The following is a 14190-nucleotide window of genomic DNA, read 5'->3' on the forward strand; positions in this document are numbered from 1 at the left end:
AATTTCAACGGATCTCCTTATAACAAATAGTATCATGTATCGAGGACAATTCAACAATAACGGTATTTTCCCGATATATGAAAAAAGAGGATATCATCGTAGCGTATGTTTGATTTCTGTTCCGACTGGGCGCTTTGTCGCTTTCGCGCAGAGCAAAGCTTCCTAGGGCGTCCAGTCTCCACTCCAATCAACTAATATACATGGTATACGTTTTAACAGATTAAATATCCAGATTTCAGTGATGAGCATACAAAGAAGAATTTTATGAAAGAGGTGAGTACTATCGTCATTCAATATGAAACTCTCCAAGATCAATGTAAGAAATTAAAAGCTTTATCTCTCATCAAATTAGCTAAAAATTTACAAGATGCTAGCTCGCTCGCCATTTCAAAGCCAGCGCTCTCTCTACAAAAATCACTCCTTGTACTGGAGGAAATTTTATATGAGCTTTATAAGCTGGAAATGCATACCGAACCAAAGCTAAAAAACATGCGAACGTTACTCAATAATCGTAATTTTGTTACAAAAATTCATCCACGTCGTATTTATTTATTAATGAATCTTGTAAGCAAAATGACTTCTAGTAATAGTAGTGAAGTTGTGGAGGTAAAAGCGGCAAAAATTGTTCTTGATTATATAAGTGATATCGTAGAATGGTTTATCGAACGCTATGACCGTAGCTTAAAGGCAAAATTGATTCGCAAAGGCTCCAGCTTTGAAGATATAACTTCAGTTTTTGATTTAAATACGCTACTTCAAAATGACCAATCTACCGAGGCATATAAAAGTGCTGCGGACTGGTTTGAACTTGCCGCAAAACAAGGGAATGCAAGTGCTCAATATAATTTAGGCGCTCTTTATAATCAAGGGCGTGGTGTTAAGAAAGATTATGCAGTTGCAAAAATGTGGTATGAACGTGCTGCTGCGCAAGATGATGCAAACGCGCTTTATAGCTTAGGCGTGCTCTATCATTTAGGTCATGGCGTTGAACAAAATTATGAAGAAGCCACTCACTATTATAAAGCTGCTGCAGATTTAGAGAACGCAGATGCACAGTACAATCTGGGTGTTTTATACAATCAAGGACTTGGTATACCGCTAAACTTTGCCGAGGCAGCAAAATGGTACATGCTAGCAGCCAATCAAGGGAATACAAGCGCTCAAAATAACCTTGGATTCCTCTATCACAATGGAACTGGTGTCGAGCAAAGTTATGAGGAAGCCATAGCCTATTTTGAAATGGCTGCATTAGCTGGTGATGCAAGTGCTCAGTATAATCTTGGCTATATGTACCTTAAAGGTCGTGGCATCTCGCAAAATTTTGAAGAAGCTGCGAGATGGTTCCATTTAGCTGCACTTCAAGACCATACAAATGCAGAATTTCAATTGGCAATGCTATATAACACTGGTCAAGGTATTCCTCAGGATCGCATAGAGGCTATAAAATGGTTTAAGCTCGCAGCACATAAAGGACACTTAAATGCTCAATTCTGTCTCGGTGTGCTCTATGTCAAAGAAAACGATATAACTTTAGCTGAAAAATGGTTACAGTTAGCCGCTAATAATGGACATATAAGTGCAGGCTTTGAGCTAGGACGTATTTATGTTTACCAACTTCAGCAACCAGAGAAAGCACTCCCTTACTTTAAAGCGGCTGCTGAAAAGGGATATGCTGATGCTCAGTACGAGCTTGGATTATTATATGAAGCCGAATTGAATTATGTTGAAGCAGTAAAATGGTGGAGGGCTGCTACTGATCAGTCCCATATTCAGGCTGAATATCAATTAGGGGTATTATTTGAGCACGGATTGGGGATCGAGCAGGACTTAGAAGAGGCACGACGCTGCTATCGGCTAGCGGCCATTCAAGGACATTCAGGTGCCCAGTATCAGCTCGGTAATTTATTTGATAAGGGAAAAGGTGTCGAACAGGATTATACAGAGGCCGCGAAATGGATTGAACAAGCTGCCGCTAAGGGACATGCCAAAGCACAATTTCAATTAGCTCAAATGCACAGTCATGGACAAGGGGTACCGAAGGATTTTGCGAAAGCAGCACAACTGTATCGACTAGCTGCCAATCAAGGGCATCAAAAAGCACAATTCCAGCTTGGTATGCTTTACAAAAAAGGACATGGTGTTGCACAGGATTATACCGAGGCAACAAAATGGCTTAAGAAGTCTCTTGAAAATATAAAATAAAGGACTTATCAGCATAGCGTGGGGTTAGGCGATTTCTTTGAGGCGTCCGATGAGCCGCTTGGACCAACAGATGTTTTTTGCGCGAAAGCGTAGTGTTAACGTAGCGGCAGCAAAAGGGCTTCATTCTGTGCGAAAGCGTAGTGCAACGAAGCGACAGCAACAGCACCGATGTTGGTCACGAAGGCGTTATCACAGGATGTGATGCTCTTAGCCTTCGTTCCTCTATTTGCTCGCTCCAAACCTATCCACATGACATACGTTTTAACAGAATGTCACCCAACTTTTTAATTTTATCGACATTCACATTCCAAAGAGTAAAAAAAGATTCACACACAAACTGTGTGTGAATCTTTTACTTTATTTTGTCGCTAAGTCTCCACTCCAATCAACTTATATATGTCATATGTTTTAACAAATGTCATACCCAACTTTTGATAACAAACCAAAAAAACCGTTCTTTATAAAGAATACCGTGTTACTGCCTAACTAAGACAGTGACACGGTATTTTCTAGTTTTTCATTTCTTCTTTTTGATTTATCATAAATGTTACAACGATAAATAACGCAAAGCTAATTAATAGTGTTGTCCCACCTACGATAAAGAAAATCAATGTAAATGTACTGCTAAAATTAAATGGATTTATATTGTAGAACCACATACCCAGTGTTAAACCAAAAACGCCGAGAATAGCTGTCCAACCATGTGCTGCCACTAACTTTTGTGATTTCACTTTGAATGCACGATAGAAAATACCCCATGCAAACATACTTAACCAACCTACAAGCAAAATATGTGCATGTATTGGTCTATATTGATAACTACCTGAACCGGACATATGTGAGCCTAGATACGTTCCCAATAAAGCAAAAATCGCAGCAAGACGAATAAGGCGTATACTCCATTTTTGTTCCATACGATAACTCCCCCTAAGCTTTTTTAACTTAGTAGCAGTTTATCTCGTGAACATGAACTTTACATGAACTCATCATTACAATTTTGGTAAGTGGACATGGACCTTTGTTCCAGAGTTCATAACACTTTCCATATGAACCGTTCCTCCATGTAGCTCAGCAATTTGCTTCACGATAGCTAGTCCAAGCCCAGTACCTTGCTTTGTTCTGGAAGCATCCGCGCGATAAAAGCGATCATATACCTTTTGTAATTGATCAGCAGTCATCCCTATACCACTATCCTCGACGATTACTTCAACTGAAGTTGGAGATTCTTGCAAGTGAATATGAATTTCTCCACCTTCGACATTATATTTAATAGCATTCGTCAATAAATTATCCCAAACATTTTGTAATAGTCCAGCATCACCATCATATGTTATTGGTTCAAGCTGATACGATAATTGTACATTTGCTTCTTCAAGCTTCCAGCGATATTTTCTTACTGTTTCCTTTAATTGCTCATCTAAACGATAAGGTTCACGCTTTAACAACCTTGTAGATTGATCGAGTGATGTTAGTAAAAGTAACTGCTTAGTTAATGTTGATAGGCGTTTCGTCTCTAGCTCAATAATCGTTGTATATTCCTGTCTTTCCTGGTCGTTCAGCAAGGGATTCTTTAGTAAATCTACATAGCCTTGAATATTCAACAATGGTGACTGAAAATCATGGGACACATTACTAATAAACTCTTTACGTATTCGATCATTTTCTTGTAATTTTCCGGTCATGACATTAAAGCTATCTGCTAATTGTCCAATCTCATCTGCTCGATCTATATCCAGGAGCGTATCGAATTTTTCATGTGCAAGCTGATGTGTTGCCTCTGTTAATTGTGTAATAGGGCGAATTAGTGCCTTAGCAAAAAGTAGCATTGCCAATAGACTGAGTACTGTCATAGTAAGAATAAGTCCACCAAGTATCGTATGCACCTCAGAGAACAACAAGCGAATATCAGGTCTAACGAACAGTGCATACTTCTTATTTTCATAAGTAAATGGCACACCTATCGTATTAATTAACTCATTCGCAAAAAAGCCTGTTACAAAAGTCTCTTTTGGAAAATCACGCATACCATGATAAACTTCTCCGTTTAAAACACGCTCGACTGTATAAGATGGTAGTGTTTTATCACGGTACTCACCGCCGAAGAAATATCCTTCTTCACCGGTTGTTGCATAAATTTGATAGCCTATTTCACCAAGAGTCGTTAAATAATTATCTAAATCGTTAGGCTTTGACGACTCAATGTATTTCGCAATATCCTGCGCAATTTTCACATTTTTAGCATCGTTTTTTTCCTTCACAACTTGATGATAAAAAGTATTTGTCGCTAAAAAGCCGATACACAAGCTGCCGACCATAACAAGCATAGTCGTGACAACAAATTTACTATATAACGTTTTCATCATGCATTAACCTCAAGCTTATAACCAACACCACGTACTGTAGTAATCTCAACGCCTGTTTCATAACGATGCAGACGCTCACGAATCCGCTTCACATGCGTATTTAAAGTTTGCTCATCTCCATCGTAGTCATAGCCCCACACTTGCTCCATAATAAAACTACGTGTAAACACCTGATTCGGACGAGAAGCTAGTAATGCCAATAATTCAAATTCCTTTAAAGGCAGAACAAGTGTATCTTCCCCAATGACAACCTCAAAGCTTCGACGATCAATAACTAGCCTGCCCACATGGATGGTTACTTCATTTTTCTTATCTAGTCTACGCAATATCGCGGCTATTCGAAACAGCAATTCTTTAGGTTCAAAAGGCTTTACAACATAGTCATCTGAGCCTGCCGAAAACCCTCGTTCCTTGTCCTCAAGCTCACCTTTTGCTGTTAATAACAATACAGGGATATCGTAATCTTGGCTCAATGTCTCGGTTAATGTAAAACCATCCATTCCCGGCATCATAACATCTACAATAGCCAAATCAGGCAAGTTTCCTTCAAGTAATTTAAGCGCCTGTTGACCGTTTTCCGCCTGTATCACCTGATAGCCCTCTCTTGTCAGATAAATATTCACTAGCTGTAAAATATGTACATCATCATCTACAACGAGAATTTTCACTCATGTCTACCTCCATCCAACTTGTTTCCGGTACATTATTCTAACAAAAAATCCGCTCCATTTTTTTATATTATAACGAAAAGAAAGAAATCAACAGCAATATAAATAACGGCAAACCAATTACGATATAACCACGTGGATTTGCAAAATTCATCGTCCAACCGACCCCAAAACGTTTCTCTACAAAAACGGAAGGATCTTGGCGATTCACATAAATTAATCCGCCCTTCCAATAGCGATCCTCATCAACATCCATTACTTCTGAAACGACAGTGTCCCCGTAGTTCACCCTTAGCTTACGTTTTTTCCATGCGTAAACAAGGACTGAGCCAAGAACAAGCAATAAGAACAACATAAATACCGATAATAGTCTGCTTCCTGTAGTCATCGAAGGATAGATATTGCTGAGCTGTAATACTGTAAATAATATTGTAAAGGCATAGCTCAATAACATAATGTTCCAGCTCATATACTTTCGACTTTTTAGCTGATCTTCCAATGATTCTTCTTTACGATTAACAGCCAACTTGATTGCTGAACGCTTTATGGAATCTACAATTCCCCACATCATACATTGCAACATCAGCATAACAACCGGCAGTGAAACCGCAGTAAAATACGTTTTGCTTCTCCAAGAATCCGCTTCACCGCTAGGTCCCCAGTGAACAGCAATATGATCCGGTATTTGGTCATAATGGAGGAATGTGAAAATAATTAAAAATACCGTAACACCAAATGGCACTATATAAAATGGCCACGGTAGCATTTCATCTCGACTGCGTGCCGTTAAGTCAATAGCACGAACTTGTTTGATGTTCAAGCCCCAGTGCTCTTCCTTTTTAAGCTTTATAACTTTTTGATGGTTTATCCAATATAATGTCATACTGACTGCAAGCATTGCAAATAAACATCCGAGCAGTAAAATACTTTGCATAAACTCAGATGATGCAAAGTAATAATAGCTGACAATCATCATCATTAAAAACATGACACCAGAAATTCCAACGATTTGAGCATAATGCTTTTTCATATTACGTAATGTGGGATGTTTTACATTTTGTTCAGGTACAGTAACGCCAAAAACGATTGTCTCTCGTACAATATACGGAACAAACACTTGTAGAACTAATGTTATGATGTAGATTGTTGAAAAAATGGCAAGTAGCATTTGCTACACTCCTTCTGCTGGTAATTCCAAATCAGCAAATACTTTTTTTATCATGTGCTCTATTTGCTCAACTGTTGCGCCGAGCACCATTCCTTCTACCACAACAGGCTTTAAGTTTTTTTCTATTTTTTGTAATTGTTCAGGAGTTAACGCTCGCTCCTCTGTTGAACGAATAATAGCACCCGATTTGGCTCTAATTGTAATGATGCCCTTTTCCTCTAGCTCATGATAGCTTTTATTTACTGTGTGCATATTCACACCCAGATCAGCTGCTAAATTACGGACAGATGGCAGAGTATCTCCGGGTTTCATATCCCCTCTTACAATTCCCTCAATAATTTGCCGAGTTACCTGTTCATAAATTGGTACATCAGATTGTGGCTCTATTTGAATAAACATTAATATCATCTCCATATTTGTTATATAATTAATATAACAAATAATCATTTTTCGTGCATAAAGAAAGGGATATTACAATTATAGAGAGTTCTTAACAGTTTCTATAAACTTTTGCACAAGTAAGCTATGCCTTTCATTCTTTCTTGTACAAATTGCAATTTTATGTTTAATGTGAACACCCTCTACATAAACCCTTGCCAATTGCCCACTATCAACATACTCTCGAACAGCTAGTGACGAAATAAAATTTGCACCATAGCCCGCCATTACTGAACGAATCGTTTCATTGATTCCATTAAATTGTAGTGCGATTTTAGGTGGCTTGACTTGATACGTTTGACATAAAGAAAAAAGATGCTCTCTCATTGAACTTCCTTCCTCTCGCATAATAAAAGGCTCTCTCATCATGTCAGCAAGTGAAATGGATAGATTTGCATAAGGATGATCAGGTGCGACTACAAACCATAATTCATCCTCAAAAAGCTCCTCCCACGCTACTTCTTCCGGTCTTTCTAAGATACCACCACCATAAATAGCAATATCAGCTTTATACTGTATTAACTGCTTGAAGGCATCTTGGGTATTAGTTGTCGTAATGACTAAATTAACATCTTCATTTGCCCCTTTAAAGGTAGCGGCCCACTTAGGAATTAGAAAGTTAGCTGGTAAGTATGTAGCAACTATATGTATTGTTCCTGCTTTAGCAAGACGATAATCTTCAATGAATGATTCAATATGTTCTTCAAGCATAACAAGGTTTTTTGCTTTTTCTGCTAACGCCTCTCCGAATTCAGTTAATACTACGCCCCGTCCTTGCTGCTTAAATAATTGAACGCCAATCTCATGCTCAAATTTTTTTATTTGGCTTGAAACTGCCGGCTGACTAATATGAAGTAATTCTGCCGCTTTCGTGAAACTACCTGTTATAGCAACTTGATAAAACAATTTTAATCCATGAATATTCACGATTCCACCTCGTACCATAATCTAAAGTTATGAATTGATAATAATAATATATTTTTATTATGATTCATTCTATCATACGCTTTATATGCAAGCTTGCACGAAAAAATACGGAAACGGGGACTGTTTGATGACCAATTTTAATGTTTGGAATAATGTAGATGAGTACTTTATGGAAAAACTAATACCGGCGGACACAGAACTTGAAGCGGTATTACAAGCTAATAAAGCAGCGGGCATTCCGGAGATTGATGTATCACCAACTCAAGGCAGGCTATTATATTTACTAGCGAAAATAAAAGGTGCAAAAAACATTTTAGAAATCGGAACACTTGGTGGCTATAGTAGTATTTGGATGGCACGTGCTCTCCCTAACGAAGGTAAAATATACACACTTGAAATTGATTCAGAGTATGCCTCTGTAGCTAAGCAAAATATTAAAAATGCTGGCTGTGAAAATAAAGTTGAAATTATAGTTGGAGACGCATTAGAAACGTTACCTACCTTAAAAAAAATAGCTCCACCTTTCGATTTAATATTTATTGATGCGGATAAACCTAATAATCCACACTATTTGAAGTGGGCATTAGAATTGGCTAATTCAGGGGCTGTAATCATTGCTGATAATGTAGTGCGCGATGGCGCTGTTGTTGATGAAAAAAGTAAAGACGAACGAGTACAAGGTGTGCGACAGTTTATAGACTTATTGCAAGGAGAATCTCGAATTGAATCAACAGCTATACAAACCGTTGGCAATAAAGGCTATGACGGCTTTGTGCTCGCTGTAGTTAATTAATTGACAAAGAGATGTCTCAATTACATCGTGAGACATCTCTTTTCAACAGTAGCTATTTCGCAACAACTGCTAATTTTTCTTGTAAACATGCAACGGCTTGTTCTATATCAACTGTACATCCTAGTTCATTTAATGTTTCCCCTATTAATCTTACTGCCTCTTCAAGCATTGTAGGAGTTGTATTGCCCATATGCCCTATACGGAAGGCTTTTCCTGCTAAATGCGCTAGTGCACCGGCTACTATCACACCTTTTCCTGCGAGTTTTGTACGGAACTTTGCATCCTCTACCCCTTCAGGATAAAGTAAACAGCTAAGTGTCGGTGCAGCAACTTCTTCTTTTGCCAATGCTACCATACCATACGTAGATAAGGCAGCTCTTATTGCACAACCATATGCAATATGCCGTGCCTCTCGTGTTAGAATTCCCTCCTCTAGTACAATGTTCATCGCTACATCATATGCATAAATTAAATTTACAGGTGGAGTTGCAAAGTATTTCCCTGGATCATTCATTACCGGAATCCAATTTTTAATATCGCTATAATAGGCGGGAATCGAACCTAATGCCTCACGCGCCTTTAAAGCAGATTGATTGAAGGCGATAATCGCTAAACCTGGTGGTACCCCAATAGCCTTCTGTGAACCTGTTAACACAACATCCAATTTATAGTCAGGACGACCATATTCCTTGCTCATATTTTCATCAAGAGCAGCTGTCGCTACAACTCCATCTAAAATAACAAGTGCCCCAGCTTTCTGAACGATTGGTACTAATGCATCCAAATTGGATACTACACCTGTAGATGTATCCGCATGTGTAATAGTTACAGCTTTAAAATTCCCCTCTGCCAATTTTTCTTCAACCGCAGATATGTCAACTTGTTTACCCCATTCAGCCTGTAGTACCTCTACATTAATATCATAAGCTTTCGCTAATGGTATAAATCGGTCACCAAAATAACCGTGACTTATAACAAGGATCTTTTCTCCTTTGCCAACTGTATTGACAATAGCCATTTCCATAGCAAGTGTGCCAGATCCGGCTATTACAAAAACTTCGCCGTCTGTTTGAAATAATTTCTTTGTTTGTTCTATAGCATTTCTATAGATTGAAACAAAACGTGGATCTGTGTGCCCCCTCGTTTCACTGGCTAATGCATCATAAATTTCATCAACTACCGGTGTCGGTCCAGGAACCAATAATATTTCGTTATTTCGCATTTCATGCTCCCCCCCTTACAATGTTATAGAAGATAAAAAAATGCCTTACAAGCCCCCCATCTAAGCTCGTAAGACATCCTTCACCCCTTTTAAATCTCTTATTATAGACCCCTTTTTTGTAACCGTGTTCAATTTTTAATAAGGAACGGGGGAACAGACCCCATTCGTTACAATAGTGGAATAAGGTGGACGCCATTCGAGTTTAGTCCACAACAATTTAGGAAAGTTTGGATATGTTCGTTTAGTAGATTCGTATCTCAAATCAATTAAGCTAATTTTTCGTAACCTGGAAGCGTCAAGAATTCCGCAAATTCATCTTGTTCAATTAAAGATTTAAACAGCTCTGCAGCTTCATCATAGCGGCCACCGTTATAGGCTTGTTCCCCAACAGCCTCTTTAATTTTCACAAGCTCTTCCTCCAAGATATCTAGTACAAAGGCCAATGTAATGCCACGGCCATCATCCAAGATACCTTTTGGATGACGAATCCATTGCCATACCTGTGTACGAGAGATTTCTGCAGTTGCAGCATCCTCCATTAAGTTGTTAATCGGTGCAGCTCCGTTGCCTCGTAGCCAAGAAGCAATGTACTGAACCCCTACACTACAGTTAATACGAAGACCCTCTAATGTAATTGTCCCCTCTGGAACAGCTACTAAATCTTCCGCTGTAACATTTACATCCTCACGCTTTTTATGGATTTGATTTGGTGTCGTCATAATCGCATCAAACTGTTCCATTGCCGTTGCAACCATACCTGGATGCGCTACCCAAGTTCCATCGTGGCCATCTGTTGCCTCACGACGTTTATCTTCTGCAACCTTTGCAAACGCTACAGCATTCGCCTCGTCATCCCCTTTTACAGGGATTTGTGCTGCCATACCGCCCATCGCAGGAGCATTACGTTTATGACATGTTTGAATACATAAAGACGTATATGCTTTCATGAATGGTACCGTCATCGTTACTTGTCCACGATCCGGTAAAATTACATCAGGTTGATTACGCAGACGTTTGATATAGCTGAAAATGTAATCCCAACGTCCACAATTCAAACCAGCTGAATGTTCACGTAGTTCATATAAAATTTCATCCATTTCAAATGCTGCTAAAATTGTTTCGATTAATACAGTAGCCTTAATTGTCCCTTGTGGAATTCCGATATAATCCTGTGCAAACACAAAGACATCATTCCATAAGCGAGCCTCTAAATGGCTTTCAAGCTTCGGTAGGTAGAAATAAGGCCCTGTACCTTGTGCCAATGCATTTTTAGCATTGTGGAATAAATACAGTCCGAAATCAAAGAAACTTCCAGAGATCGGTTGACCATCCACTAGTACATGCTTTTCAAGTAAATGCAGACCACGTGGACGAACTAATAATACAGCTGTTTCTTTGTTTAATTTATATGTTTTACCATTAGATGCTTGTGTAAATTCAATTGTCTTATTAATAGCATCACGCATATTAATTTGACCGCCAATCATGTTTTCCCATGTCGGAGCAGATGCATCCTCAAAGCAAGCCATAAACATTCTTGCACCTGAGTTTAAAGCATTTATAACCATTTTACGGTCAACAGGTCCTGTAATTTCTACTCGACGGTCTTGCAAATCTGCTGGAAGAGGTGCAATTGTCCAATCTCCCTCACGAATATGCTTTGTTTCTTGTAAGAAGTCGAGTTTCTCACCTGCATCAAGACGCTTTTGACGCTCTTGACGAGCCTCTAATAGCTCTTTTCTACGAGCATCAAATTTTTCGTGCAGGGCAAGAACAAACTCAAGGGCTTCTGGTGTTAAAATTTCTTTTGTTTGCTCGTTTTGCTCCCCAACAATTTTAAGCTTACCTGTTGTTGCTTGTTCCATCAGTTGTTTCCCCCACCTTTGCGATTTTAAGTAGTATCCCCCACTTTAGGAGGAGTGGAGGATACTAATCTATGATTATGAATTTAGGAATACACGTACTTTATGAAACTTATACGAATTGTTCTGTTTCTGTAGAGCCAGCCATTGCTGTTGTAGAAGAAGTACCACCAGAGATAACTTGAGATACTTCATCAAAGTAACCAGTACCTACTTCACGTTGATGACGTGTAGCTGTGTAACCTTTTGATTCTGATGCAAACTCAGCTTGTTGTAGCTTAGAGTATGCAGCCATACCATTATCTTTATAATCATGTGCAAGCTCAAACATAGAGTGGTTTAATGCATGGAAACCAGCTAATGTTACAAATTGGAATTTATATCCTAATTTACCTAGCTCACGTTGATATTCTGCAATTTCTTCTTCTGATAAATTTGCTTTCCAGTTGAATGAAGGTGAACAGTTGTATGCTAGCAATTTACCTGGGAATTCAGCATGAATAGCTGCCGCAAATTCACGAGCTTCCTCAAGAGATGGCTTAGAAGTTTCACACCAAATTAAATCTGCATATGGCGCATAAGCTAAACCACGAGCAATCGCTTGTTTGATGCCTGGTTTTGTACGGAAGAAGCCTTCTGGAGTACGTTCACCAGTAATAAACTCTGCATCACGCGGATCGATATCAGATGTTACCATATCAGCAGCGTCAGCATCTGTACGAGCGATTAAAATTGTATCAACACCCATTACATCTGTTGCAAGACGAGCAGCAATTAAGTTACGAACAGCATTTTGTGTTGGAAGTAAAACTTTACCACCTAAGTGACCACATTTTTTCTCAGAAGCTAATTGGTCTTCTAAGTGAACACCAGCAGCACCAGCTTCAATCATTCCTTTTACAAGTTCAAATACATTCAGAGGACCACCGAAGCCAGCCTCAGCATCTGCTACGATTGGAGCGAACCAATCAAATTGATCCACACGTCCTTCAGCATGATCGATTTGATCTGCACGTTGTAAAGCTTGATTAATACGCTTAACTACTGCTGGTACAGAGTTTGCTGGATATAAGGATTGGTCAGGGTACATTTGACCAGAAAGGTTAGCATCAGCAGCAACTTGCCAGCCTGATAAGTAAATTGCTTTTAATCCAGCTTTTACTTGTTGTACAGCTTGATTACCAGTTAATGCACCTAATGCATTAATGAATGGTTCTTCTTTTAAAGATTTCCAAAGTCGAGCCGCACCTTTAGTTGCTAAAGTTTGTTCAAGTACAACAGAGCCCTGTAACTTAATAACCTCTTCAGCTGAATATCCGCGTTCAATACCTGCCCACCGAGGGTTCTCTACCCATTGTTTTTCTAATGCTTGAATTTTTTCTTGACGTGTTGACATATTGAAATTCCACCTTCCCCTTTGTATACAATATACTCTGTTAAAAAACTTTTACTTCGCTGTTCCATAACAGGATTATTTGTTGTAAATTAATATATAACAGAACATCTGAATTTTCATTATTTTTAGATAAAATGCCAAATTTTAATGATGAAACTGCTTTTTTTGGCGACGAAATTTGGTAAACTGTTTACAAACAAGGGGGATATTCACAATGAATAATGAGTTTAATTCTTTGTCAAAAGATATTTCACAACAGTTTATTTCAATGTTAAAAGACTGGGTTCCAGCCAATTCATCCATTGCAATTGCTGCAGAAAACTCCTATATTTATTTTCATTCTGAACATCAAAACATTAATTTAGAAGTAGGTCAGCAAGTACAATCTGGCAGCATTGCAGAGCAAGTATTACGCACAAGGAGACGGACAGACGCCATTTTAGATAATTCCTTATTCGGAACGCCCTATTATGGGATAGGTTATCCTATAAACATTTTAGATGTGCCTGCAGCACTTGTTGTAGTATTACCTTCAACCTTTACCGAAAAGAAATTAGAGCCCTTTCAATTTTTAACTGGAAAACAAGAAGAGGAATGGAATCCTGTTGCGATTGAAAAAATCTCTCATATTGAAAGTCTGCAGAAAAAAACGTGGTTTTATGTGGAGGGAGAACAATTTAAAACAAGTATTACACTTAAAGAACTTCAAATGCGTCTACCTTCATCTTTTATTCGCATCCATAGATCTTATATTGTTAATATTCATTTCATAAAAAAAATGGCTCGCGATCTTACTTCCAATTTTATTGTCACTCTAAAGGATGGAAGTGAGTTACCAGTTAGTCAGTCTTATTTAAATAATCTTCGAAACGCCCTTGAATTTTAGATTTCACCTTGGCGTAATTGTTGCTGTTGCTTTGCTTTCGCACAGAAAAACATTTGTTGCTGTCGCTACAAAAACATTTACTCATTGAAGATAAAAGGCTGTCCTATACATCGATTGTATAAGACAGCCTAAAAATTAAAAAAGCCTGAGAAAAAATTCTCAGACTTTAGATTGCCTAGCGACGTCCTACTCTCACAGGGGGAAGCCCCCAACTACCATCGGCGCTAAAGAGCTTAACTTCCGTGTTCGGTATGGGAACGGGTGT

12 protein-coding genes and 1 rRNA gene are annotated in these 14190 nt (G+C 38.6%); 3 read left to right on the plus strand and 10 right to left on the minus strand.

The features are described 5' to 3' along the window. Positions 1-264: 264 nt before the first annotated feature. Positions 265-2202: an SEL1-like repeat protein gene (locus tag ACQKNC_RS18505; protein ID WP_427426215.1), complete on the plus strand. Its 1938-nt coding sequence runs from the start codon at positions 265-267 to the stop codon at positions 2200-2202. Positions 2203-2711: 509 nt separating this feature from the next. Here the strand turns inward: ACQKNC_RS18505 and ACQKNC_RS18510 are convergent. The 6 genes from ACQKNC_RS18510 to ACQKNC_RS18535 all read right to left on the minus strand — a co-directional run bounded on the left by ACQKNC_RS18510 (position 2712) and on the right by ACQKNC_RS18535 (position 7766). Beyond that, complete coding sequence (locus ACQKNC_RS18510) at positions 2712-3116, minus strand: hypothetical protein (RefSeq protein ID WP_427426216.1); 405 nt, start codon at positions 3114-3116, stop codon at positions 2712-2714. A gap of 75 nt (positions 3117-3191) precedes the next feature. Next, entirely contained in the window at positions 3192-4562 is a 1371-nt protein-coding gene (locus ACQKNC_RS18515; RefSeq protein WP_427426229.1) for an ATP-binding protein, read from the minus strand. Then, positions 4562-5233: a response regulator transcription factor gene (locus ACQKNC_RS18520; protein ID WP_427426217.1), complete on the minus strand. Its 672-nt coding sequence runs from the start codon at positions 5231-5233 to the stop codon at positions 4562-4564. Before ACQKNC_RS18520 ends, ACQKNC_RS18515 begins: the two co-directional genes overlap by 1 nt. Positions 5234-5303: 70 nt before the next feature. Then, positions 5304-6401 carry a DUF1648 domain-containing protein gene (locus ACQKNC_RS18525; RefSeq protein WP_427426218.1) on the minus strand — a complete coding sequence of 366 codons (1098 nt, stop codon included), beginning with the start codon at positions 6399-6401 and terminating at the stop codon, positions 5304-5306. A gap of 3 nt (positions 6402-6404) precedes the next feature. Next, positions 6405-6800: a GntR family transcriptional regulator gene (locus ACQKNC_RS18530; protein ID WP_427426219.1), complete on the minus strand. Its 396-nt coding sequence runs from the start codon at positions 6798-6800 to the stop codon at positions 6405-6407. A 78-nt stretch (positions 6801-6878) separates the two neighbouring features. Then, on the minus strand, positions 6879-7766 hold the full coding sequence (locus ACQKNC_RS18535; RefSeq protein WP_427426220.1) for a LysR family transcriptional regulator: 888 nt from the start codon (positions 7764-7766) through the stop codon (positions 6879-6881). Positions 7767-7893: 127 nt separating this feature from the next. Here ACQKNC_RS18535 and ACQKNC_RS18540 point away from each other — a divergent pair, with 127 nt between their 5' ends. Continuing rightward, complete coding sequence (locus tag ACQKNC_RS18540) at positions 7894-8559, plus strand: O-methyltransferase (RefSeq protein WP_427426221.1); 666 nt, start codon at positions 7894-7896, stop codon at positions 8557-8559. 52 nt (positions 8560-8611) lie between these two features. Here ACQKNC_RS18540 and ACQKNC_RS18545 read toward each other — a convergent pair whose 3' ends face one another. The 3 genes from ACQKNC_RS18545 to aceA form a co-directional block, all read right to left on the minus strand. Further along, a complete protein-coding gene (locus ACQKNC_RS18545; protein WP_427426222.1) occupies positions 8612-9781 on the minus strand; it encodes a pyridoxal-phosphate-dependent aminotransferase family protein in 1170 nt (389 codons plus the stop codon). 266 nt (positions 9782-10047) lie between these two features. Beyond that, positions 10048-11646: a malate synthase A gene (aceB, locus tag ACQKNC_RS18550; RefSeq protein ID WP_427426223.1), complete on the minus strand. Its 1599-nt coding sequence runs from the start codon at positions 11644-11646 to the stop codon at positions 10048-10050. 109 nt (positions 11647-11755) lie between these two features. Continuing rightward, positions 11756-13039 (minus strand): isocitrate lyase, encoded by a 1284-nt coding sequence (gene aceA / locus ACQKNC_RS18555; RefSeq protein ID WP_427426224.1) that lies wholly within the window; start codon positions 13037-13039, stop codon positions 11756-11758. A gap of 214 nt (positions 13040-13253) precedes the next feature. On the opposite strand from aceA, the gene ACQKNC_RS18560 reads away from it, so the two are divergent. Next, entirely contained in the window at positions 13254-13925 is a 672-nt protein-coding gene (locus ACQKNC_RS18560) for a LytTR family DNA-binding domain-containing protein (protein WP_427426225.1), read from the plus strand. Positions 13926-14098: 173 nt separating this feature from the next. Here the strand turns inward: ACQKNC_RS18560 and rrf are convergent. Then, positions 14099-14190, minus strand: a 5S ribosomal RNA gene (gene rrf / locus ACQKNC_RS18565); the annotation flags it as partial.

Source organism: Lysinibacillus sp. NPDC094177, from assembly GCF_050279145.1.
GTDB lineage: Bacteria > Bacillota > Bacilli > Bacillales_A > Planococcaceae > Lysinibacillus.